The sequence below is a fragment of the Alienimonas chondri genome, assembly GCF_013036045.1.
GTDB lineage: Bacteria > Planctomycetota > Planctomycetia > Planctomycetales > Planctomycetaceae > Alienimonas > Alienimonas chondri.
The window spans coordinates 1-21,895 of record NZ_WTPX01000014.1; the positions used below are offsets into that span (position 1 = coordinate 1).

A 21,895-nucleotide genomic window follows, 5' to 3' on the forward strand; every position below is an offset into this window, starting at 1 on the left:
GGCGCCGCCCCCCTCCGCTTCCCGTGCGGCACCTGCGGCAAGGAGTTGGCGGCGCCCCCGCAGGCGACCACGGCCGGCGTGACCTGCCCCCAGTGCGGTGACGAGACGACGGTCCCGAGCGTGCCGTCCGCCTGCCCCGTCTGCGGAGAGAGAACCGCCCCCGGCGCCGCGGCGTGCGAAGCGTGCGGGGAACTGCTCGGGCCGCTGTCCTCGGCCGAGACCGGCGATTTCGCCGCATCGGGACCGACGACTGTCACGCTCGGCGCCGTCTGGCGGGCGGCGTGGGCCGGCGGTCTGACGAACTACGACGTGCTGGTCGTTGCATACCTCTTGGCGGGCGTGCTGTGGTGCACGGTCAGCGTCATGTTGACTCTCGGAACGGGCTTGTTGCTGGGGTTTCTGAACCGGTCCGGTTGGTTCAATTACGATGAGCGGCTCTACGTCGTCGGCGGCGTGCTGGGCTTCGCGGCGGTGACCGCGGTCGGGTGCTGCTTCGTGCATGGATTGGCCGGCATGCACCTAGAAGCGGCGCGGGGCGGCACGTCGTTACAGCACCTGTTCCGGCCGCCGCGGCTCGGTCGGGCGATGCTGTGCGGGGTGCCGCTGGTCCTCTCAAGCACCGCCCTGCTGATCGCCCCCGGGTTTCTTTCCTATTGGGCGGCCCTCGGCCCGGTTGCGGCGGCGGTAGGGATGATGGCCGCATGGCTCGTGGTTCCGGCGGTCGCGTTCGTCCTGTTCTGGCCGACGTTTTTCCTGATCCACGAGCGACCGGCGTTGCGACACTTCCAACCGCTGATCGCCGCCGCGACCACGCCGAGGGACGATTGGGGCGGACGCATCGCGGTGGCGTTGGCCGCGTACCCGCTGATCGCCTTCGGTCTGGTCGGGCCGTTGGGGCTGTTGCTGGGGGCGGGCGGGCTTGGGATGTTCGGTTCGATCGGGTTGCTGGGAACGCTGTTCCTGGGCGGCGTCGTCACTCTCTTCACCGGTCCGCTGGGCGGGCTGCTGCTGGCCCATGCGTTCGATCGGTCGGAGCGGGCGCGGGAGGAACAGATCGGCCCCGCGCCGCTCGACCCGGAGGGGCTGTTCTGACTGCGGCCGGTCCATTTTGTCCCCGCGTCGCTTCGATCGCCGGGGAAGATCGACGCGGCGTCCCGACTTGCCCAAGCTGGGAACGCCCCGCTCCCGCCGGCTCGCCGGCTCGCACGTTCGTGCCTGATCACCATGTCTGACGACCGCATCGAGTTCCGCTGCGAAACTTGCGGCAAACGGCTGCGGGCGCCGGCGACGAGAGCCGGGGCGGAAACGGATTGTCCCCAGTGCGGCGACCGTGTCCGTGTGCCGACGGCGGCGCCGCAACGCGCGGCGGACGGAGAGTTGCTCGGGACGTTCACCGCCCCCGGCGAAGTGCGTTGTCCGGTGTGCGGCGAGATCGCCAGCGGAGACGACGCCGCCTGCCCCTCCTGCGGCGAGTTGCTGGGCGGGATGGGCGACGATCCGACCGGCATGGGTCGCGGCGGGCCGACGGAGGTCACGCTGGGCAGCGTCTGGCACGCCGCGGTCGAGAGTTGGAAGGAACACTTCGGCCTCCTGCTGGCCGGCGTGCTGCTGGCGGGACTGATTTTTTTCGCGGTGGTGTTCTCCCTGTACATCGGGGTGGCGATGCTCGTCTTCGGCGGGTTCGCTGTGGCGGCCGGAGCGGGCGGCGGAGGAGAAGGAGCCGGAGTGCTGATGGCCGTCCTGGCGATCTTCGGCGGCTTGATGTTCTCCGGAGCCGTCGTCGCCGCGAACAGTTGGATGACGTTGGGACTGGCCGGGCTGCACCTCGAAGCGGTCCGCTCCCGGCCTGACCTGGCGACGCTGTTCAAGTCGCCCGGCTTCTGGCGGATGATGTTGTGCGGGCTGCTGCTGGGCTTCTTCGGTACGATCCTGGCCTACCTGCCGGCGATTGGAATCATCGCGCTGATCGGCGGGGGCGGTGGGCTGGGCGGTGGCGGAGGCGGCGAAGCCCTGGCCATGGCCGCGTTTTATCTGGTGCCGACGGCGGTCTTCGGCGGGCTGTTTCTGCTGTTCTGGCCGGTGCCGTTTCTGTGCCTTGACCGGCCGGACATCGGCCATGTGCGGCCGCTGTGGGCGGCGATTCAGTTGCCCGCCGGGTCGTGGGGCGGGCACCTCGCGGTCGGAGCGGCGGCGTACGGGCTTTTATTCATTGGAACGCTGTTCTGTTACGTCGGTCTGCTGGTGACCGCGCCGCTCGCGGGGCTGCTGCTCGCCCATGCCTACGACCGGTTCGATCGCGCGGAGACCGACGCCCACGGCCCCCGCATGCTCGACCCGGAGGGCGTGATCTAACGCCCCGGTCGCCTCCGTCCGCACGCCCTCATGTCCGCCGCCTCGACCGTTACCTGCGTGATCTGTCAGCGGGAGTTGGAGATCCCCCCGCACGGCGCCGGCGGAACCGTCACCTGCCCCCAATGCGGCGAGGCAAACCAGATCGCGGCCGGCGACCGCTCGAACGTCATGGCGCCCACCTGCCCCGTCTGCGGTGCGTCCGTGGGGGCGGACGATCCCGCCTGCGGCCAGTGCGGCGAGTTGCTCGGTTCATTGACGGACCGCGCGGGCGAGGGGCTTGTTCAGACCGGCGGCCCGCGGTCCTCATCGACGACGTTGGGGGCGATCGTGCGGGACTCCGCGAAGGACTTCGGACGTCATTGGCTGCTGCTCTGTTCCACCGCGCTCGGGGCGCAGTGCCTGTGGATCATGCTGTTCGTCACGCAGGTGTTTCTGGGAATCGGGGGAATTTTACTCGGGGCGGAGGTTCTCCACGGAGCGCTGCCGGGCGATGCAGACGTGCTGTGCTTCTTCTTTGGATACGGCCTCGGAGCGTTGGCGGCGCTACCGTTGAACGCCGCGGTGCCGATGGGACTGGCGAACCTGGACCTCGCCGTCGTCCGCGGGACGCTGCCGCGGGGCGGTCGCAGCGGCGAAGGCTCGCGGTTCTCCCCGCTGTGGCGCCCGCGGGGACGCCGACGGATGCTGTTGTGCGGCCTGATCGTGCTCGGCCTGCTCGCCGGGCAGTTGATCGCGTGGGCGCTGCTGGTGGAGGCCTGGGAGCGGGAGTTCCGAGCCGTTGTCGGGTCTTACGACGCCTTGCAAACGCTGGCCTTCGCGGGCTTCGCCGTGCCGACGGTCGTGATGTGGACGTTGTTCTGGCCGCTGCCGTTTCTGATCGTCGAACGCCCCGATCTGCGTCACGCCCGACCGTTGAAGGCCTGTCTGACGCTGCCCGCCGGCCGGTGGGGCGGGCATGTCGCGATCAGTCTGGTCACCGCGGTGATGCTGTTCCTCGCCACGCTGCCCTGGACCCTGCTGCTGCCGATCGTCGGACCGATGGTCGGCCTGCTGTTGGCTCACGCGTACGACCGCGGCGCCCGGGTCGCGGAGGAGGCGGAGGAGCCGCGGGCGCTCGACCCTGCGGGCCTGCTGTGACGGTTCGACCGATCGTCGGGCCGTCCTGATCCGCTGCGGTTGCCGGGGCGTTCGCGACGGGGGATCGTTTTCGGGTCCCGCCGCCCCGCCCCGGTTCTCCGCACGCACGCCGACGCCCATGTCCGCCGACGATCCCCAGGATTCGTTCTCCGATCCGACCCCGCCGCGGATCGACGGCGACCGGGTGATGTTCGCCTGCGCCACCTGCGGTAAGGAGCTCCTCACGCTCCGCAGTCGCGCCGGGCAGACGACCAGTTGCCCGCAGTGCGGCGACCCGGTCACCGTACCGGACACCGGCTTCGTCCCGGATCAGATCGAGCCGCCGGACTTCGTCAACTGCCCCATGTGCGGCGCGGACAATCCGCGGGGGGCAAAGACCTGCTCCGTCTGCGGCGAGCGTCTGCAGACGGAGACGCCGCCGGAGGTCGACCCGAGGGGCACGCGGTTCCGACGCCGTGTGGGGACGGTGTCGCTGGGCGAGACGTTCAGCCGCGGATGGGAATTATGCACGGAGCACTTCGGTATCCTGCTGGGCGGGGCAGCGTTGGTCGGCGTGCTGCTGATGGTCGCCGGTTGCTTCATCGGCGGGCCGCTCGGCGTCGTCGCCCAAGTCGCGAACGGCAACTTCGGCCAGCCGCCCCGGCGGGCCTCGGTCGAAGACGCGCTGGTCATGACGGGCGTCAATCAGATTGCGCAGGTGTTGACTACGGCGATCACCGCCCTGCTGTTCGCCGGATACGTCCGATTGCGGTTGAACCTGGCCCGTCGCGGACGCGCGAAGATCGACGACCTGTTCAACGAACGCGAGGTCTGGGCCAGCGCCGCGCTGACCTCGATCGTCTACAACGTGCTCCTGGCGATGCCCGGCGTGATTCTCTGGGCGATCGCCTCCGCCGGCGACGGGGGCATGCGGGCCATCGGATTCGATCCCATCATGCAGCCCGGCATCCCCGGCATGGTGATGTTCGATTTCGACCCGGTCCTCGCGCCGATCAGCCTCGTCGTCTTTCTGGTTCAGATGGTGATCGGCGTCTTCTTCTGGCCGTATCTCTTCCTCTGCGTGGACTACAAAATGAGCGGGCTGACGCCGCTCTCAGCCGCTTGGGAAGCCACGAAGGGCAGCCGGTTGGCGCTGCTGGGACTGACGATCATCCAAGGGATCATCATGTTCGTCGCGTCGCTCCCCTGCGGGCTCGGGCTGCTCCTGGCGGGGCCGTACATCTGCGCGCTGAACATCGCCGCGTACGAGCAGATCAGCGGGAACCACGCCGTCGGCCGGCAGCGCGAAGAGTGACGACGAGCGGCCTATTGACGGTGTCCTTGCGTCCACTAAAGTGACCGGGATTCGTTCGCCCCGCTGGACGATCCGCCGCCCCCCGTCGATGATCCCCCGACGTCCATGATTCGTCATCGTCGCACCGCCCGCCCGACCGCCTCGGCTCGGTCGGCGTTGAAGCCGACACCGTCCCCCAAGGCCCGGATGGCCCGCCAACCCACCTACCGCAGCGAGACCGACCACGACGCGGGGCCGGCCGACGAGCCGGCCCCCAAACCCCGACGGGATCGCGGCGAGCCGGACGACACGCCCGCCGTGGGCACGCCGGATGCGGAGTTCGAGAACAGCCTCCGCCCCCGTCGGCTCTCCGAGGTGGTCGGCCAGCGGAAGGTCGTGGAACGGCTCAGCATCACTTTGGACGCCGCCCGGCGGCGGGGCGAACCGCTCGGTCATTTGCTGCTCGACGGCCCGCCGGGGCTGGGCAAAACGACGCTCGCCACCGTCGTGCCCCGCGAACTCGCGACGGACGGCGGCGACGGGGAGATTCAGTACACCAGCGGCCCGGCGCTGCGGGCGCCGCACGATCTCGTGGCGTACCTCACCTGTGCGTCGCGGGGATCGGTGCTGTTCATCGACGAAATCCACCGTCTCCCGCCGGCCGTCGAGGAATATCTCTATTCGGCGATGGAGGACTTCCGCGTCGACATCGTCATGGGGGAAGGCACCGGCGCCCGCACCGTCAGCCTGAACATCGAACCGTTCACGGTCATCGGCGCCACGACCCGCAGCGGCATGCTGACGGCTCCCCTCCGGGACCGCTTCGTCAATCACGAGCGGGTCGAATATTATGAGGTCGACGACCTGGCCGAGATCGTCCGCCGCAACGCCGTCAAACTGGGCCTGACGACCGAAGGCGACGCGGCCCAGCAGTTGGCCCGCCGCTCTCGCGGAACGCCGCGGAAGGCCAACAACCTGCTCCGCTGGTGCCGCGACTTCGCTCAGGTGCACTCCGAAACCGGCGAACTGACCCCCACCCTCGCCGCCCGGGCGCTGGAGATGCGGGAGGTGGACGCGCTCGGTCTGGAGGATCAGGACCGTCGCTATCTGCGGACGATCATTGAAGCGTTCGTCGGCGGCCCGGTGGGGCTGACCACGCTGTCGCACGCCCTCAGCGTGCCGACGGACACGCTGGAGGACGAAGTCGAACCCTACCTCCTCCGCTGCGGCCTGATGCAACGGACCAGCCGCGGCCGGGTGGTCACTCCGAAGGCGTGGGATCACCTGGGGTTAGACCGCACGACCGACGACAGCAGTCTCTTTTAGGAAGCATCAAGACCAAGATCTCAAGAACCAAAGCCCATGCGTGAGCGTCGTCGGTTTTGGTTCTTGAGTTCTTGGTCTTTGAGTTTTTTCTCAGCCCTTGGCGGCGGCGATCGCGGCGTCGTAGTCCGGCTCTTCGGCGATCTCGGAGCAGTATTCGACGTGCTTGAGCGTGTCGTCCGCGCCGATCACGAAGACCGCTCGGCACAACACCCGGTCCAGCGGGCCGCCGTCGATCTTCACGCCGTACGCTTCGCCGAACGCGGCGGTACGGTGGTCGGAGAGGGCTTTGACGTTCTCCACGCCCTCGGCGGCGCACCACCGCTTCATCGCGAACGGCAGGTCGCAGCTGACGGAGTAAATATTGAGGGACGGATCGCTTTTCGCGGCGTCGTTGAACGATTTGGTTTCTTTGCTGCACACGCTGGTATCGAGGCTCGGCACGACCGCGACGATGCGGGCGGAGCCGGCGTCGGTCGTGAGCGTGACGTCGGACATATCGATCGCCTGCAACGAGAAGTCCGGCGCCTTGTCGCCGACTTTCAGTTCGGGGCCGGCGAGAGCGACGGCGTCGCCCTTGAAGGTGACGGAAGCGGACATGGGCGGGCGACTCGTTGGTGTTCGTGGAACGATCGGACGCCGAGGGTCCGCTCGCGAGCCGTCGGCGCGCCGCAGTTCGGCGACGCGATCGTCGGCGCGCGGCGGTTCCGCGGCGGGCGGACAGGATGGGCGCCAACCGTCCGGGAAACAACGGTCCGCGCGCGGACGTTCGGGCCAAGCACCGCCCGCGCGCTCAGGAGAACCACGGCGGGGAACCTTCGCGCGCAAACCAAGCCCCGTCTCGCATCGGCCGAGGCGGTCACGGTGGGCGCCCCGCCGCGCGCTCGTCTGCTCCTCACTCCCGCCTCGCCTGTTCCCCGCGCCGTGCCTCGTTCCGTCCCGCTCCTGATCGTGCCGCTGGGGTGTTCCGCGGCGGCAGCCGGACACGGCCCAAACGCCGTGGCGAGCCAGCGATTTCATCGTTCCCCATGCGGCCCACCACCACATCGGGCTGCGGGCGATCAGGACCGCGTTCATGACGACGGGACGGGGCGGCGCGAAGATCCCCGCCGTCGCCAGCGATCAGCAGCGGCGTCAGGCCGTTCAGTCCGCCGAGGGGGCGTACGAGGTCTGATCTCGAACTGATGACGTCGGTGCAGCCCGGCGAAAAACACCGCTCGCATATCCCGCCATGGACGATCGCAACGGCAAGCGGCGGCGACCTCCGGGGTGGCGATCTGTCGTACGACCGGGAGAAGAACGCACCGCTGGCGAATCTCTTCGTCAGCCTGCTTCAGAACGTCGGCGTCGAAACGGATCGCTTCGCCAGCGGGACCGGCACGCTGACCGGATTGGAGGCATGAGCCGCCGAGCCCTCCCCGCGGCGCCGCCCCAACGGCGCCGTTGGGAGATCCCCCGCCCCGCCTTCCCGAGGAGACCCCAGGAGCGGAACCGAGGAGCGACGTAGGTTGAGGGTTGGTCACCCGACGCCTCTCCGCAGGAAGGTCTCTCATGTTCGCCCCGCTGCTGATCGTCGCCCTGTCGGCCCCGCTCGCTCCCCAGGAGGGGGCGGAATCCTCCGACCAGCCGGCGCCCGGACCGCTGCGTTCCCGTGGGGACGGAGAGGCGCCGGAGGAGCGTACCGACCGCGGCACTCTGGACGGCATGCCGGACGCCCCCGGAGAGCCGAGAACGCAGCGCGACGGGCGCCCCGCAGATCGTCCCGGCAGCCGTGGGGATCGAGGTCGGATCGAGCCGCAACTGGTCCCGCCGCACCGAGGGGACTACGTGCTGGGCGTGTACGCCTACAACACCAGCGAGGGCGTAACGGTGACGGGGGTGATCCCGAACAGCCCCGCGGCCCGGACCGGGTTGGAACGCGGCGATCGCATCCTGACCGTCGACGGGTTCCAGATCGGTTACGTGCAGGGGCGGCTGTACCCGCTCGGGCGGGAGATACGTCGTCGGGCCGGTCGTCGCGGCGAAGTGACGTTGTTGGTTCAGAACGTGCGGAACCGGCAATTGTTGAACGTTGACGTTCGCATCGGTCGAGAGCGAGCGGGCATCCCCCGTCGACCTGGAATCCTCGAACAGTCGGACGCGCTCCCCGACGATCGTTCGCCTGAGGCGCCGCGCCGTTGAAACCGGGACCGGGACCGGGAGTTGGACCGGGATCGGCGTTCTCCAGAGGGAGGCAATCCGCTGCTCCCCCTGTGAGGCGCTGCTCCCCGCGTCAAGCCGCCGGCCTCCGGCGCCGCCGCATGACGGGAACCAGCGGGGCCAGCGCCGTCGCCGAGCTACTCCGCCCGGACGATCGCCGCGCTGGCCTGTCCGCCGCGGGTGCCGTTGAGGTTCAGGAAGACCTTGTTGCCGCCGTCCGGGGCATGATCGCCGGCGACGAACCGCAGGCCGCTGAAGTCCGCGTCCGCCTCTTGGTGATTGAGGCAGACCGGAATCAAACCTTCCCGCAACATCATCAGGCTGGCGATCAGTTCCTGCACGCCGCTGCCGGACCCGGCGTTGCCGGTGAAGCCCTTCACGCCCGTCACGGGCACGTCGGCGCCTTCGAGCAAGGCGGCCAGCCCGCGGCATTCATCGGCGTCCGACCGGCGGGAACCGACGCCGTGGCCGTTGATGTGGCCGAGGTCGCCCGGATTCAGCCCCGCGTCGCGCAGCGCCGCCCGGCCCGCGACGGCGATCGCTTTGCCGAGATGGCCGGTCGCGTCCGCTTCGGAGACGCAGGCGGAGCCGAAGCCCAGCACTTCGCCGTAGATCGTCGCTCCGCGCGCTTCGGCGTGGCCGCGCTCTTCGAGAATCACGGTGCAGGCGCCCTCGCCGACGACCTCGCCGATGCGGTTCGCGTCGTACGGTTTGCACCAGGCGCCCGGCGGGCCATCGCCCTCGGCGAGTTCGCCGAACAGGCCGGCGTTCGTCGTCCGTACCGGGTGCAGATGGGTGCCGGTGGTCCCCGCGACCATCACGTCGGCCCGGCCGCGCTCGATGATGTGAGCCGCCTCCGACAGCACCGCGTTGCCGCTGGCGCCGCCCATCGTCAGCGAGTTGCTCGGACCGCGTGCGTCCAGAGCGATGCCGATGTGGCACGCCGGCATGTTCGGCAGATATTTGAGGAGCCAGAGCGGCTCCATCAGCTTCATTCCCTTTTGGCCCCAGCGCTCAAAGTGAAATTTGCCCGGTTCTGCGGTTTCCGCAGAGTGCGGATCGAGACAGGCCGCAGCGGCGTCAGCCAGTACCGCAGGCGGGCTGAACATGAGGTTCGCCCCGAAATCCACGCCCATCCGGCTGCGGTCGATCGCGTCGAGATCCAGCCCGCTATGGGTGACCGCGTGCAACGCCGAGACGACGCCGAGTTCAATCTCCCGGCACATCACTTTGACGAACTTCCGCTGCCGTTTGGGCATCGCCTCCTTGGTGACGCCGTCGTCGAAGTCCGGCACTTCCCCGCCGACGTTGCCCGGGGCGGCGGAGGTGTCCATCACGTCCGTGACGACGTCGATCCCGCTGCGTTTGGCCTTCAGTTCCTCAAGGAACTTGTCCACGCCGATGCCCAGCGGGCTAACGACCCCGAGTCCGGTGATGACGACGCGGCGGCGGTCGCCGCTGAGGGAATCAGAATTGCTCATCGGACTATTCAGTCGGTGCCGTTAGAACCCGCAGCATCGGTCCCGGCTGTCGGGGGGTCAATGTCGGTTGAGTCAGCGAATCGGTTCCGCCACGTCGCCGCGGCAAAGCCGAGCATGGCTCCCGCAGGAGTGACGAACAGGCCCGCGAGCAGCGAGGGGATCTCAGTCCCGGGGACCGTCGCGACTTGCGAATGCCCTTCCCTGGCGAAATAGGCCGTCGCCAATGAGACGACCGCTCCCCAAGCAGTCCATCGGCCACGATCAACAGTCAGGTCTTCGATTGCGGGCTTTACACAAACGGATTCCTCCAGCCGTCCAGAGCGACAGCCATCACACCTTGCCCAGCACCAAGCAGGCGTTGTGGCCGCCGAAGCCGAAGGAGTTGTTCAGGACCGCGTCGATCTTCATCGGGCGGGCTTCGTGCGGGACGTAGTCGAGGTCGCAGCCCTCGCCCGGCTCGTCGAGGTTGATCGTCGGCGGGGCGGCCTGTTCGGTCAGCGCCATCAGGCAGGCGATCGTCTCCACGCCGCCGCTGGCGCCGAGCAGGTGACCGAGCTGCGACTTGGTGCTGCTGACGGCCAGCTTGTAGGCGTGATCGCCGAAGACGTTTTTGATGGCCGCGGTCTCCGCCTTGTCGCCGAGCGGGGTGCTGGTGCCGTGGGCGTTGACGTACTGGATGTCGTCGACGTTCAGCCCGGCGTCCTGGATCGCGAAGGTCATGGCCCGACCGGCGCCGCGTCCCTCGGGGTCGGGGGCGGTCATGTGATAAGCGTCGCTGCTCATGCCGTAGCCGAGCACTTCGCCCAAAATCTCCGCCCCGCGGTTCATGGCGTGGTCCCAGTCTTCCAGCACCAAGATCCCAGCGCCCTCGCCGAGCACAAAGCCGTCGCGATCCTTGTCGAAGGGACGGGAGGCGAGCGCCGGGGCGTCGTTTCGGTTGGACAGCGCGTTCATGCGGGCGAAGCCGGACACGCCCATCGGCGTGATGCCCGCCTCGCTGCCGCCGGTGACCATGACGTCCGCCTGCCCGTGCTGAATCAGCCGGAACGCGTCGCCGATGGCGTTCGTGGCGCTGGCGCAAGCCGTCGCCACGGCGCTGTTCGGCCCCTTGAGGTTGAACAGATAGGAAATGTTCCCGCTGGCGGCGTTGACCATCAGCTTGGGGATCATGAAAGGGCTGACCCGGCGGGGGCCGCGTTCAAACAGCGTGCGGTGCTGCTCCTCGATTTCATGGAGACCGCCGATCCCGCTGCCGACGAGCACGCCGCGGCGGGTGGGATCGCCGCTGTCTTTGTCGAGGCCGGCCTCTTTCAAAGCGCGGTCGGCGGCGACGACGGCGAACTGGACGAACCGGTCCATCCGCCGCAGCTCTTTCTCCGGCACGTCCACCATCGCGGCGGCGTCGAAGTCCTTCACTTCGCCGGCGAAGTGGACTTTGAACTCGTCCGGCACGAATCGGCCGATCCGCGTCACGCCGCTTTTGCCGGCGGCGCAGCGTTCCCAGAACTCCTGGCGGGAGTGTCCAAGCGTGGAGACCACCGAGCCGCCGGTCACGGCGACGCGGCGGAGTTCGGTCGAGCGGGTGACCCGGTCGCTACTCACGGAGGCGTTCTCACTCACGGCGGGGCGTCACGAGGCCCACGGGCCGACGGACGAAACGGGACGACGGGGAACCCGCCGCGAGCCGCGACTGACCGACGAAGCGGACGAGTGGCGGCGACGGGCGGGCGACGACGGACGGGGGTTCCGCCCAAGCGGGGTCTCAGGCCTCGGCCTGACGCTGCTCGATGTAATCGACGGCGTCGCCGACGGTCTGGATCTTTTCGTAGTCCTCGTCCGGGATGGTGATATCGAAGGTGTCTTCGAACTCCATGCCCAGTTCGACCAAATCCAGGCTGTCGGCCTTCAAATCGTCGACGAACTTACTTTCACGGGAGACCTCCTCGACCGGCACGCCGAGCTGGTCGGAGACGATCTGGATGACTTTTTCTTCGGTCGCTTCGGCAGCCACGGGTGATCCTCGGGTCGCCGCACGAGGGCGGCGGGAGTGTGTGCGTCGGGAACCGGTAGGCTCACGGCCGCCGGCAAGGGGAAGTCGGCGTTGAAGCCGGGGGACTCTTATGGAGCCCACACCATACGCTGCCGACCGCTCAGGTTCTAACCGTGCCGGGAAAGAGTGTCTACCGCAACGCGCGGCAGTCCTGACTTCGGGTCCGGTCCGGCGAGGACGACAACGGCGACGCGGGTCGCTCGAGGGTGCGTCAGTCTCCGATCGCCGTGCACGGCGTTTTACGGTCGATTCGCTTCAGCAGCCCGGTCAGCACCCGGCCGGTGCCGACCTCGTAGAATCGATCGACCCCGGCCGCCATCATCGTCCGAATCGAGTCTTCCCACCGCACCGGCGAGAGCACCTGTCGAACCAGTAGCGCGCGAATCTCAGCGGGGTCGGTGTGCGGGGCGGCGTCCACGTTGGAAACGACCGGGACCTTCGGCGAGGACATCTCCACGCCCTCCAGCGCCGCAGCCAACTGCTCGTCGGCCGGCTTCATCAGCGAGGTGTGGAACGCCCCCGCGACCGCCAACGGAATCGGGCGACCGCCGGCCGCCTCGATCGCCGCGGTCGCCCGCTCGACGGCGGCCGTCTCGCCGGACAGCACCGTGTTGCCGGGGCACAGAAAGTTCGCCAGTTCGAGTACGTCGTCGCCCGCCGCTTCGTCGCGCACGCCCTGCACCGCGTCGCGGCCCAGCAGCAGGGCGGACACCATCCCCGAGGGCGTCGCCTCCGCAGCGGCCTGCATCGCCCGTCCGCGAGCCTGCACGACTCTCAATCCGTCCTCAAAACTGAACGCCTCCGCGAAGGCCAACGCGGTGTACTCGCCGAGACTCAAACCCGCCGCGAAGGCGACGTCGCCCAGCGCCTCCGGGTGCTCGGCTTTGAGCTTCTCCAGCGCCGCGTACCCTGAGACATACAGCGCCGGCTGCGATACGTCGGTTGCATTCAGCTTCTCCGCCGGGCCGTTCTCGCACAACGCGGCGAGATCGTAGCCGAGCACTTCGGCGGCACGGTCGTACAGCTCTTGCGCGGCGGGATAAGCCTCCCGCAAAGCGACGCCCATCCCGACGGTCTGGGCGCCCTGCCCGGGAAACAGCAACGCGGTCGTCATCAGGGATTCGTCGGGGTCGCGGGGGCGGGCTGCAGGACGGCCAGCGCCTCGGCCATGCGTTCGTTGAGGTGGGCGTGCTGAAACAGTTCGACAGCCGCGAGGGCGTTTTGAATCGCCGTCGCGTCGCTGGACCCATGAGAAATGATGCAGGTGCCGTCGATCCCCAACAGGGGCGCCCCGCCCACCTTGCTGTAGCGGAACCGATTGCCGAGCGATTCGAAGCTCGATTTCGCCGAAGCGATCGCGGCCGGGGCGGCGTCGCCCAGGGAGGCGGCATTGGCGTGCAGATCGCCCATCACCTGCCCGGCGGCGGCGGTCATGAGGAACTCGGCGATCCCCTCGGAAACCTTGAGCGTGACGTTCCCCACGAACCCCTCGCAGACCAGCACGTCGGCCTCGCCCCGATACAGCCCCCGCCCCTCGACGTTGCCGACGTAGTTCGCCGCGGTCGCCGGACTGGACCTCAGCAGGTCGTGCGTTTCGCGGTAGAGATCATTCCCCTTCCCGTCTTCCGACCCGATATTCATCAACCCGATGCGAGGATTCTCGACGCCCAACACCTCCTTGGCCAGCACGGCCCCCATCACCCCGTACTGCACGAGGTGATCCGGCTTGGCGAGCGGGTTGGCGCCGACGTCCACCAGAATCGACCGCCCCTTGAGGGTCGGCAGCGTGACCGCGATCCCCGGGCGCCGGACGCCCTTCAGGAACAACCGCGTCCGCAACCCGGCGGCCACCACCGCCCCGGTGTTGCCGGCGGAGACCACGGCATCGACGCGACGCTCGGCCATCAGCGTCCAACAGACGGTAATGGAGCAGCGCGGCTTGGCCCGCAGAGCAGCCGTGGGCTTCTCCTCCATCCCGACCACGCCGTGCGACACCTCAAACGAGAGGCGCCCGCCGTAGTCGTCGCCCCCCTCGACCGCGGGCCGTACGACCGATTCGTCGCCGACCAGCACGACGTGCAGATCAGGATCCTCAGCCAAGGCCAGACGCGCGCCGTCGATATTCGGGCCGGGCGCGTCGTCGCCGCCCATCGCATCGAGCGCAACCCGAGTCACGCCGGGAGGCGGCGGACCCGGCGCTGTCGCAGGGTCGTGCAAAGCCGGGCCGGCGGCGGAAGGAGAATCGGTCACACTGACCTTCAACTGCGAGACAAGACGCCCGGGAGGGACGAACGACGGACGGGGCAAGCGCGGGGACGCCGAACAAGCGGCGCACCGCGAGAACCTAATCGATGTCCGTCTCGACCAGAGTACGACCCATGTAGAAGCCGCAGTTCGGGCAGACGACGTGCGTCGGACGAGAGGTGCCGCACTGACTGCAGGGAGCGACGGTCGGCGCGGTGCGACTCATGTGGCTGCGGCGTTTCCGCTTACGAGCCTTCGAGGTACGCCTTTTGGGAACGGCCATGGTGCTTCAATCTACGTCGCGTCCGAAACGACCGCCGCGGGCAGGTCGGAGAACGCTCGAGAGAACGACGGAACGACGGCCGCACGGCCGCCGACGGGCCGCGGATCATAAGTGCGTCCCCCCAAGCCCACAACCGAACCCCCTCCCGAGAACCTTTGCCGCTCTGCGCAAGGGGATCGCCGCCGATCGCGCCGGATGCAGCCCCTGCCGGATGCCTCGGCTACTCCGGCCGCGCCTCGCATCGCACATCCCCGTCCAGTCCGACCGTGACCGTCAACAGGTTCGGCCGACAACAGACGGGGCAATCCTCGACGTACTCCTGAGATGCGCCGCCGGCGAGATCGGCGGGAACGACAATTTCTTCCCCGCAGGCGTCGCAGATGTAGGCGATTTCGTCTGCCGCCGGCGACGTTCCTTCCTCGTCTCCTCTCGGAGCGGGCGCCGGACGGGAGGCGAACTGAGCGGCGAGATCGAAGGGGTCGGGCGTCATGGGCGGGCCTGACGAGCGTCGGCGATCGGCGCCGGCCGGTTTACGAGCACGGGCCGGCCAGCGTAGACTGGACCGCTTCCCCACCACCACCCGCGGCTCCGCGCCGCCCCCGATTAGGAAACCCCCTCGCGTATGGGCACCAAGAAGTCCGGCAAAGGTCGTCGTAAAATCGGTCGCAAAAAGCGGCGGATGCGGGCCAAGATCCGTCACAAGAAATAGTTCGCACGATTTCGGGGGCCGTTCGGCCCTCGACGTTCGACCTCCTTTATAGCGTCGCTTGAAGACCGTCGACCGCGACCGCGGTGAACGGCGGAGGGTTCGTGACGTCCCCCAGCCCGACCGGGTCCGCGGGATCGCATGCGCCGGGGCTGACGTGCACCAGCAACGTTCGCTTCGCACGCACCTGGCGGGCGAGATCGAGCGTCGGCGTTAACGTGCTATGCCCGGTGCGGGCGCCGAGGTCTTCCCAACCGTCCGGGAAGTTGCACTCGTGGGCGAACAGATCGGCGTCCGCGGCGAAGTCCGCGGTCGCGGCTTCCGGGACGGTGTCGGTACAGAACGCGAATCGCTTGCCGTCGGCGTCAAACCGTAGTCCGAGGCTGCCGCCGGGGTGCGTTTGCTCGCGAAAGTGCAGCGTGCCCCCGGCGACGTCCAGCGAGCCGGACTCCACGTCCGGCAGCGGGAGCCACTCATAGACTTGCGGGATGATCGGAAAGAGATCGTTCGCGAACAGATGCTCGCGGACGGCGTCCAACTTCTTCTTGCGGCCGTGAATCCGCACGGCCGTCAGCGTCCCCCGCTCGATATGCACGAGCGGGAACGTGAGTCCGACGATGTGATCCAGGTGGGCGTGCGTCAGCACGAGATCCAACTCGGTCACGCCGTGCTCCGACAACCGGTCCGGCGCTCGGAAGAAAGCGGAGCCGGCGTCGATACAGAGTCCCCGATCCGGCAGCAGCACACAGGTGGTGTGCCGATGGGCGTCCGGGTGATACCCGCCGGTACCGAGGAACTCGACGTTCACCCGCCCGCCTCCCGCAGCGACCTGGTCATGAAGCGATCCATGAGGGCGGCCTGTCTGTCGGAGGGACGAGCGAGCGACGACGAATTACGCGACGCCGGGAGTCATTCGGGGGCTTCGGCCGGTTCGCCCGGATCCTTGCGCAGGTCGAGCCACTCCGAGTGGAACGTCTCCTCCCGGGGCTTGTCGAGGCGCTGGTAGGTGTGGGCGCCGAAATAGTCCCGTTGCGCCTGCAACAGGTTGGCCGGCAGCCGGGCCCGGCGATAGCCGTCGTAGTAGGACAGCGCCGCGGTGAACCCGGGCATCGGAATGCCGAGCTTCACGCCGGCCTGCACGACTTCGCGCCACGCGGCCTGCGATTTGTCGATCGCGTCCTTGAAGAATTCGTCCAGCAGCAGGTTCTCGAGCTGCGGGTTCTTGTCGAACGCGGTCTTGATGTCGTCGAGGAACACGCTGCGGATGATGCACCCGCCCCGCCACATCAGCGCGATGTCGCCGTAGGCGAGATCCCAGCCAAACTCCGCGGCAGCCGCCTGCATCTGGACGTAGCCCTGTGCGTAGCTGACCAGCTTCGAGGCGTACAACGCATTGCCGACGGCGTCGATGAACGCGTCGCGGTCGCCGTCGAACTTCGTCTGGTCCGGGCCCTTCAGCACCTCTTCGGCCCGCACCCGTTCGTCCTTCTGGGCGGCGAGGCAGCGGGCGTAGACGGCTTCGGTGATGAGCGTCGTCGGCACGCCGAGGTCCAGCGCGTGCTGGGCCATCCACTTGCCGGTGCCCTTTTGCTTGGCGACGTCGAGGATCAGGTCGACCATCGCCGTACCCGTTTCCGGGTCGTGGGCGCTGAAGATGTCGCGGGTAATCTCGATCAGGTAACTGGCGAGCACGCCTTTGTTCCACGACGCGAACACGTCGTAGAGCTCGTCGTTGGACAGGCCGAGGGCTTCCTTCATCAGGAAGTACGACTCGCAGATCAACTGCATGTCGCCGTACTCGATGCCGTTGTGCACCATCTTGACGTAGTGCCCGCTGCCGGCGGGGCCGACCCACTCGCAGCAGGGGATGTCGGCGTTCGGGCCGACCTTCGCGGCGATGTCCTGCATGATCGGTTTGACCAGCGGCCACGCCTCTTTCGAGCCGCCGGGCATGATGCTCGGCCCCTTCAGCGCCCCCTCTTCCCCGCCGGAGACGCCGGCGCCGACGAACAGGTAACCCTCTTTCGTCAGCTCTTCGGCGCGACGGTTGGTGTCGACGAAGTAGCTGTTGCCGCCGTCGATGATCACGTCGCCCTGGTCGAGGTGCGGCTTGATCGCGTCGATCACCGCGTCCACGGCCGGACCGGCCTTCACCATGATCATCACCTTGCGGGGCGACTTCAGGCTGGCGCACAATTCGCCGAGGTCCGCGTAACCCTTCACGCGGTCGATCGTGCCCTCATGGACCTTGTCGATGCCCTCGCCCGGCAGGCTGGCGATGAACTCGTCAGTCGTCGCGGTGGTCCGGTTGTAGACGGCCACGGAGTGGCCGTGGTTGGCCATGTTGAGGACGAGGTTCTGCCCCATGACGGCGAGGCCGATCAGGGCGATATCGTGTTGCGGTTCGGGCATCGGGGCGCGGGCGGAATTCACTGCGGAAATCATGAAACGGCGAAGTCGTCCGGGGAGGATACCGGCGACCGGCCGTCACTGCATGCGACGGTCCGCGACCGCCGCTTCGGGGGAAGCAACGTCCGCGGACCGTGCGGGTTCGATCGGCGAGGCGTTCTACGCCGCGGTTACTTGCCCACGCGCGGCCAGGTCGGCTCCTCGGGGAGATAGGCCTGGAACTCCGCGATCAGTTCCGCCTCGTATTCGCCGGCATAGGTGCCGCCGAGGAATCGATCGCAGCCCTCGCCGTAGAAGCGTTCCCAGCTCTCTTCCTCGTGGCCCGGGTTGATCGGGTAGAACAGCGCACCCACATGACGGGCGGCTTTCAGGTCGCCGGGGGCGTCGCCCATCATCAACACCTTGCCCTTCTCATAGCCGTAGCCGGCAGCCTGGCCGAGCGTCTCCTTCTTGCCGCCGGCCTCTTGGCCGCAGATCGCCTGCACGAACTTGGCGATGTCGTGTTCCCCCCACTCCTTCGCGAGGGCGTCGTTGGGGGTGGCGCTGCAGACGATCATATCTGCGACCGAATGCAGCTTTTGCAGGCTCTCCCGGACCATCGGGTACGGGCTGACGCCGTGGACCATGTCGTCGATGTCCCGGTTGACCTGTTCGCTCCAGACGAGGCACTGCTTGAGATCCTCATCCGGGTTGCGGTCGAGTTCCTCGATCAACGTCGGGTTTCCCAGCCGCGTTTCCCGGGCGACCCACTCGCGCAGCCCCTTCAACGCCGGCAGCTCGACCTCCCGACGGCGGACTTCGGGGCGCTCCGCCAGCAGATCGAGCACGCTCAGCAGCGCCGGGAAGCGGTTGATGCCGCGTTCCTTGCTGTAGAGATTCACGAATTCCGCGCACTCACGGCCGTACTTACTGCACGCCTGCAGACCGAACGACTTGATGATGTTCGGGATGAAGCATTCCTTGTGCTTCAGTTCCATCGTGTCGAACGCGCAGCCGTCGGAGTCGATGCCGACCAGAAAGTCTTTGGTGCGAGCGGTGAACTGCGTGTCGAGCGGGTTATCAGACATCGAACGGCGTACCTGTCATAGCCCTGGACGGGCGGGTGCGGGCGGCGGCGGGCGTGAAGTCGCCCGGTCTACCCGGGATCGTCCCCGGCATCCAGTTTCGTACCGAGCGAACCAGCGAACGAACGCCCCTCATCGGGCCTTTCGCCCCGTTCCGTTGCACAGGCCGTTGACGAACAGAGCGTGGTCCAGCGTGCCGCACCCGGCCCGCACGGCGGCGACGACATCCACCTTCGACGGGTCCGGCGCCAGCACCGCCTCCGGCAACCACAACCCCGGCAGCGCGGCGCTTTTCAGATAACCCCCGCCGCGACCGGGCCGCAGCGGATCGTCGTCCAAACGGAACCATTGCAGCCCGCCGCGGGCGCCGGCGAGCACGAACTCCGTCACCCCGCCCTCGCGGAGCGCGTCGATCCGATCCGACAGATCGCGTCCCCGGTCGGTCTCCGCCACGCCGATCACGACGGTCGGCGGTCCTTGGAGCCGAGGACCGGTCAGGCGATCGGCGACCTCCGCACAGCGGCCGTCGGCCGGGGCGTATAGAGCGACGTCGGCGAACAGTTCATCCCGGGACGACAGGGTGATTCGGACGTCCGTCGCCCGCACGATGCCCGGCGTCTCGACCTCGTACTGGCGTGCCCACGACTTCATCGCCCCCGTGAGTGCGGTCCTCCGGTCGGACGGCGTCACCTCGTTCAATCGCACGCAGCCGCGCAGCAACTCTGCTCTCGTCGGGCGTCCGCTCCGCGCCAGTTCCAAACGAAATCCCGCCACGCTCGCCCGGTCTCCCTCCGTAAGTCCCCGCCCCGCTCCGCTCGATCCGCCTCCGCCGGACGATGAGGCCGGCGCGGCGATCGGCGGGAGGGCGTACGTCGGCGGAGCCGACGAGCGGGTGGCCATCAGGGGCGCTCCGTCAGGACGGGGAGGACTGGCGGTCTGCTTGGGGGACGTAGGCGTCGAGCTTCTGGTCCGCGAACTTGCGGGCCAGCTTGGCGAAGCGGATGCGGCCGTCGATCATCGGCACGCTCGGATTGCCGTCGCCGATCAGCGGGCGAACGTACTTCAGAAACTCGTCCGTCACGTCCGTGCCGTCTTCGCTGATCCACTCGGACGGGAAATGCCGCTCGCTGTTGGCGACCTCGCTCAGCGGGGCTTTGTCGTAGCGAACGCTGTAGTTCTCGCGATCGGTGCGCAGAATCGTGCTCATGTAACCGTGCTCGCCGGCGGCGGCCAGCAGGGCGGCTTTCTCGCCGGCCCGGTAGCTCTCCGCGAGGTCCACCGTGCTGGCGTGGAAGATGCTGTGCCGCTGATCGGTGCCGGGCACGTTGCAGCGGGCATTCCCCTTCACCGGCAGTCCCTTGTCGTTCAGCGCGTTCGTCAGCATCTGGGCGACGGTGATCTTGGAACTGCTGAACGTCGGGTGCCCGAAGCTGTCCCGCACGATGAACTCCTCCGGGATCTCCAGCCCTTCGATGTTCAGTCCCTCGGAGACCACCACGATCGCCCGGCCGTGCTCCTTGCAGGTCGCGGCGATCTGCTCGTGGATCTGCTCGATCGTGACCTTGCGCTCGGCCAGATAGATCAGCAGCGGCATCTCGCGATTCGGGTCCGCCAGCCGGGCGGCGGCGGGGATGTAGCCGATCTTCCGGCCCATCGCCTGACAGACCACCACCGGGTCCGCCGGAGAGGAGCCCATGTTCTCCTCGTTGACCTGCTGAATGTAGTTCGACCAATACCGCGCCGTGCTGCCGTAGCCGGGCGTGTGGTCGATCAGTTGGAATTCGCTGTCGCCGACGTCGTTGTCGATCGTCTTCGGTCCGCCCAGCCCGCAAACGTCGAGCCCCCGCTCCCGAGCGAGGTTCGCCACCTTGTTGGCGGTGTCCATCGAGTCGTTGCCGCCGATGTACACGAAGTAACCGATGTCGTGCGCCTTGAAGATTTCCATCACGCGGTCGAAATCTTCGTTCTGCCAGTCCTTCAATTTATAGCGGCAGGTGCCGATCGCCCCGGCGGCGGGGGTGGTGCCCAGCAGCGAGATTTCTTCCGGGCACTGAGCGGTCAGGTCGATCAGCTCCTCTTTCAGGACCCCTTCGATGCCGTGATGACCGGCGTAGACCGTGCCGATGTCGTCCAGGTGACGGGCCGTTTCGACCACGCCGCGAACGGTGTTGTTGATCACGGCGGACGGGCCGCCGGACTGGGCGACGATCAGATTCCGAGCAGGCATAGGCGAAGCAGACGGGAGCGACAACGACGGACGGGCGAACGAAACCCGATGCTACCGTGCGACGAGCGATCGCTCCACGGATCGGCATAGGGTCCGCTCCGCGGACCGCTCTCGCGACATGCCGCGGTCGTTCCGAACGGTCCGCACAGCGGACCCTACGAGGCCGGCTCCAGCGTCACGGTCGTGCCCTCCCAACGGAACGCGATCCCGGCAGGTTCGAACAGCGCGGTGAAGAACGTGTCGGCGTCGGCGTCCGTCACGTCGATCGAGACGCGCGTCTCCAGGCCGCCCTCCTCCCCGCCGAGCGCACGCGGGTCGTATTCGAATCGCACGCCGTTCACGGCTTCCATGATTCGCCGCACGCTCGCCCCCTCCACGGCGAGGGTGAACGTCCGCCGATCCAGCGGCACGCCCCCGCCCTCGCCCATCGCTGCCCCGTCGCCGGGAAGACGGGCCGCGAAGGCGGTCAGCGGGGGGGCCGGATCGGGCGAGAAGCCGTCCGCGAGGGGTTCGATCGTCACACCGGTGCGGTCGTCGGACCAGACGAAGGTCAGGTTGAACGGGGCGAGAATCGCGGCGAGCGCGGCGGGGGCGTCGGCGGCCGGCAGACGCCCCGCGGGCCAGAGGTCGTGCGGCACGGCGTCCGCGTTCTCGACGGCGAGGCCGAACTGAGCGGCGACGTCGTCCAGAATCGCCCGCGGCGGCGTCAGGTCGCCCCAAACGACGTTCTGCTCCGCGAGCGCGCGCTCGCGCGGTTCCCTCCGCACGCCGCGGGTCGGCCCGAGTTCCTCGCGTCGCTCCGCGGCGATCTTCAACGCATTCGCGCATACCGCCGGCGGAGCGACGTACACTGCCCCACCCAGCGCCACCGCCGCGGCGTTTCCCTGCCCGACCACGTCGGCCAACGCTTCCGCGGCCGTGAGGTCGGCCTCGTCCAGCGACACCGGCGTCGTCGGGTCGACGCCGCGCACGAACATGACCGCCGCCCCGTTCGCGTCCGCCACCCGGTTCACCGCCCGCCGCAGCGGGACGTCGTCGAACCGCACGCCCGGCACAACCTTCGCCAGCGCCGTCGGCAGCGGTTCTAGTTCATTCCCCGGGAGTTGGGTCAGGCAGGCGATAAATAGCAGGGCGGGCACGATGATCC

The 21,895-nt window shown here is 68.2% G+C and carries 20 protein-coding genes and 1 pseudogene; 7 read left to right on the forward strand and 14 right to left on the reverse strand.

All coding sequences use genetic code 11. From position 1 onward, the window contains the following. From LzC2_RS03570 to ruvB, 5 genes and pseudogenes are all read left to right on the forward strand, one after another. Window positions 1-1,092: pseudogene (locus LzC2_RS03570) on the forward strand (hypothetical protein); the annotation flags it as partial. A gap of 132 nt (window positions 1,093-1,224) precedes the next feature. Further along, window positions 1,225-2,352 carry a zinc ribbon domain-containing protein gene (locus LzC2_RS03575; RefSeq protein ID WP_171183857.1) on the forward strand — a complete coding sequence of 376 codons (1,128 nt, stop codon included), beginning with the start codon at window positions 1,225-1,227 and terminating at the stop codon, window positions 2,350-2,352. A 30-nt stretch (window positions 2,353-2,382) separates the two neighbouring features. Beyond that, window positions 2,383-3,489, forward strand: coding sequence for a zinc ribbon domain-containing protein (locus LzC2_RS03580; RefSeq protein ID WP_171183855.1), 1,107 nt, complete (start codon window positions 2,383-2,385; stop codon window positions 3,487-3,489). A 118-nt stretch (window positions 3,490-3,607) separates the two neighbouring features. Continuing rightward, a complete protein-coding gene (locus tag LzC2_RS03585; protein ID WP_171183858.1) occupies window positions 3,608-4,783 on the forward strand; it encodes a zinc ribbon domain-containing protein in 1,176 nt (391 codons plus the stop codon). A gap of 186 nt (window positions 4,784-4,969) precedes the next feature. Beyond that, a complete protein-coding gene (ruvB, locus tag LzC2_RS03590) occupies window positions 4,970-6,088 on the forward strand; it encodes a Holliday junction branch migration DNA helicase RuvB (RefSeq protein ID WP_171183859.1) in 1,119 nt (372 codons plus the stop codon). 90 nt (window positions 6,089-6,178) lie between these two features. Here ruvB and tpx read toward each other — a convergent pair whose 3' ends face one another. Then, window positions 6,179-6,685 (reverse strand): thiol peroxidase, encoded by a 507-nt coding sequence (tpx, locus tag LzC2_RS03595; protein WP_171183860.1) that lies wholly within the window; start codon window positions 6,683-6,685, stop codon window positions 6,179-6,181. 584 nt (window positions 6,686-7,269) lie between these two features. Here tpx and LzC2_RS03600 point away from each other — a divergent pair. Together LzC2_RS03600 and LzC2_RS03605 are read left to right on the forward strand one after the other, a co-directional pair. Beyond that, window positions 7,270-7,488 (forward strand): hypothetical protein, encoded by a 219-nt coding sequence (locus tag LzC2_RS03600; RefSeq protein ID WP_171183861.1) that lies wholly within the window; start codon window positions 7,270-7,272, stop codon window positions 7,486-7,488. A 148-nt stretch (window positions 7,489-7,636) separates the two neighbouring features. Next, window positions 7,637-8,266: a PDZ domain-containing protein gene (locus tag LzC2_RS03605; RefSeq protein ID WP_171183862.1), complete on the forward strand. Its 630-nt coding sequence runs from the start codon at window positions 7,637-7,639 to the stop codon at window positions 8,264-8,266. Between the two features lie 155 nt (window positions 8,267-8,421). Here LzC2_RS03605 and LzC2_RS03610 read toward each other — a convergent pair whose 3' ends face one another. The 13 genes from LzC2_RS03610 to LzC2_RS03670 all read right to left on the reverse strand — a co-directional run bounded on the left by LzC2_RS03610 (window position 8,422) and on the right by LzC2_RS03670 (window position 21,887). After that, window positions 8,422-9,765: a beta-ketoacyl-[acyl-carrier-protein] synthase family protein gene (locus LzC2_RS03610; protein ID WP_171183863.1), complete on the reverse strand. Its 1,344-nt coding sequence runs from the start codon at window positions 9,763-9,765 to the stop codon at window positions 8,422-8,424. Between the two features lie 330 nt (window positions 9,766-10,095). Further along, complete coding sequence (gene fabF, locus LzC2_RS03615; RefSeq protein ID WP_171183924.1) at window positions 10,096-11,367, reverse strand: beta-ketoacyl-ACP synthase II; 1,272 nt, start codon at window positions 11,365-11,367, stop codon at window positions 10,096-10,098. A 160-nt stretch (window positions 11,368-11,527) separates the two neighbouring features. Next, window positions 11,528-11,776 (reverse strand): acyl carrier protein, encoded by a 249-nt coding sequence (gene acpP, locus LzC2_RS03620; RefSeq protein ID WP_171183864.1) that lies wholly within the window; start codon window positions 11,774-11,776, stop codon window positions 11,528-11,530. 250 nt (window positions 11,777-12,026) lie between these two features. Further along, window positions 12,027-12,929: an ACP S-malonyltransferase gene (gene fabD, locus LzC2_RS03625; RefSeq protein ID WP_171183865.1), complete on the reverse strand. Its 903-nt coding sequence runs from the start codon at window positions 12,927-12,929 to the stop codon at window positions 12,027-12,029. Further along, entirely contained in the window at window positions 12,929-13,990 is a 1,062-nt protein-coding gene (plsX, locus tag LzC2_RS03630) for a phosphate acyltransferase PlsX (protein WP_315854521.1), read from the reverse strand. The genes fabD and plsX overlap by 1 nt, the downstream gene beginning before the upstream one ends. A gap of 169 nt (window positions 13,991-14,159) precedes the next feature. Next, a complete protein-coding gene (gene rpmF, locus LzC2_RS03635) occupies window positions 14,160-14,342 on the reverse strand; it encodes a 50S ribosomal protein L32 (RefSeq protein WP_171183866.1) in 183 nt (60 codons plus the stop codon). A gap of 220 nt (window positions 14,343-14,562) precedes the next feature. Next, window positions 14,563-14,832, reverse strand: coding sequence for a CPXCG motif-containing cysteine-rich protein (locus LzC2_RS03640; RefSeq protein ID WP_171183867.1), 270 nt, complete (start codon window positions 14,830-14,832; stop codon window positions 14,563-14,565). Between the two features lie 265 nt (window positions 14,833-15,097). Continuing rightward, a complete protein-coding gene (locus tag LzC2_RS03645; RefSeq protein WP_171183869.1) occupies window positions 15,098-15,856 on the reverse strand; it encodes an MBL fold metallo-hydrolase in 759 nt (252 codons plus the stop codon). Between the two features lie 101 nt (window positions 15,857-15,957). After that, window positions 15,958-17,460 carry a decarboxylating NADP(+)-dependent phosphogluconate dehydrogenase gene (gnd, locus tag LzC2_RS03650; protein ID WP_171183871.1) on the reverse strand — a complete coding sequence of 501 codons (1,503 nt, stop codon included), beginning with the start codon at window positions 17,458-17,460 and terminating at the stop codon, window positions 15,958-15,960. Window positions 17,461-17,627: 167 nt separating this feature from the next. Further along, complete coding sequence (locus LzC2_RS03655) at window positions 17,628-18,524, reverse strand: HAD family hydrolase (protein WP_171183873.1); 897 nt, start codon at window positions 18,522-18,524, stop codon at window positions 17,628-17,630. Window positions 18,525-18,653: 129 nt separating this feature from the next. Continuing rightward, complete coding sequence (locus LzC2_RS03660; protein WP_171183875.1) at window positions 18,654-19,172, reverse strand: PDDEXK family nuclease; 519 nt, start codon at window positions 19,170-19,172, stop codon at window positions 18,654-18,656. A 262-nt stretch (window positions 19,173-19,434) separates the two neighbouring features. Then, window positions 19,435-20,748, reverse strand: coding sequence for a diphosphate--fructose-6-phosphate 1-phosphotransferase (locus tag LzC2_RS03665; protein WP_171183878.1), 1,314 nt, complete (start codon window positions 20,746-20,748; stop codon window positions 19,435-19,437). Between the two features lie 155 nt (window positions 20,749-20,903). Further along, complete coding sequence (locus LzC2_RS03670) at window positions 20,904-21,887, reverse strand: hypothetical protein (protein WP_171183880.1); 984 nt, start codon at window positions 21,885-21,887, stop codon at window positions 20,904-20,906. Between the last annotated feature and the right edge of the window lie 8 nt (window positions 21,888-21,895).

What these genes read in the sequence shown, in the direction of transcription:
- LzC2_RS03575 (WP_171183857.1), top strand. Translation starts at nt 1,225, where the DNA reads ATGTCTGACGACCGCATCGAGTTCCGCTGCGAAACTTGCGGCAAACGG.
- LzC2_RS03580 (WP_171183855.1), top strand. Translation starts at nt 2,383, where the DNA reads ATGTCCGCCGCCTCGACCGTTACCTGCGTGATCTGTCAGCGGGAGTTG.
- LzC2_RS03585 (WP_171183858.1), top strand. Translation starts at nt 3,608, where the DNA reads ATGTCCGCCGACGATCCCCAGGATTCGTTCTCCGATCCGACCCCGCCG.
- ruvB (WP_171183859.1), top strand. Translation starts at nt 4,970, where the DNA reads ATGGCCCGCCAACCCACCTACCGCAGCGAGACCGACCACGACGCGGGG.
- tpx (WP_171183860.1), bottom strand. Translation starts at nt 6,685, where the DNA reads ATGTCCGCTTCCGTCACCTTCAAGGGCGACGCCGTCGCTCTCGCCGGC.
- LzC2_RS03600 (WP_171183861.1), top strand. Translation starts at nt 7,270, where the DNA reads ATGACGTCGGTGCAGCCCGGCGAAAAACACCGCTCGCATATCCCGCCA.
- LzC2_RS03605 (WP_171183862.1), top strand. Translation starts at nt 7,637, where the DNA reads ATGTTCGCCCCGCTGCTGATCGTCGCCCTGTCGGCCCCGCTCGCTCCC.
- LzC2_RS03610 (WP_171183863.1), bottom strand. Translation starts at nt 9,765, where the DNA reads ATGAGCAATTCTGATTCCCTCAGCGGCGACCGCCGCCGCGTCGTCATC.
- fabD (WP_171183865.1), bottom strand. Translation starts at nt 12,929, where the DNA reads ATGACGACCGCGTTGCTGTTTCCCGGGCAGGGCGCCCAGACCGTCGGG.
- rpmF (WP_171183866.1), bottom strand. Translation starts at nt 14,342, where the DNA reads ATGGCCGTTCCCAAAAGGCGTACCTCGAAGGCTCGTAAGCGGAAACGC.
- LzC2_RS03640 (WP_171183867.1), bottom strand. Translation starts at nt 14,832, where the DNA reads ATGACGCCCGACCCCTTCGATCTCGCCGCTCAGTTCGCCTCCCGTCCG.
- gnd (WP_171183871.1), bottom strand. Translation starts at nt 17,460, where the DNA reads ATGCCCGAACCGCAACACGATATCGCCCTGATCGGCCTCGCCGTCATG.
- LzC2_RS03655 (WP_171183873.1), bottom strand. Translation starts at nt 18,524, where the DNA reads ATGTCTGATAACCCGCTCGACACGCAGTTCACCGCTCGCACCAAAGAC.
- LzC2_RS03660 (WP_171183875.1), bottom strand. Translation starts at nt 19,172, where the DNA reads ATGAAGTCGTGGGCACGCCAGTACGAGGTCGAGACGCCGGGCATCGTG.
- LzC2_RS03665 (WP_171183878.1), bottom strand. Translation starts at nt 20,748, where the DNA reads ATGCCTGCTCGGAATCTGATCGTCGCCCAGTCCGGCGGCCCGTCCGCC.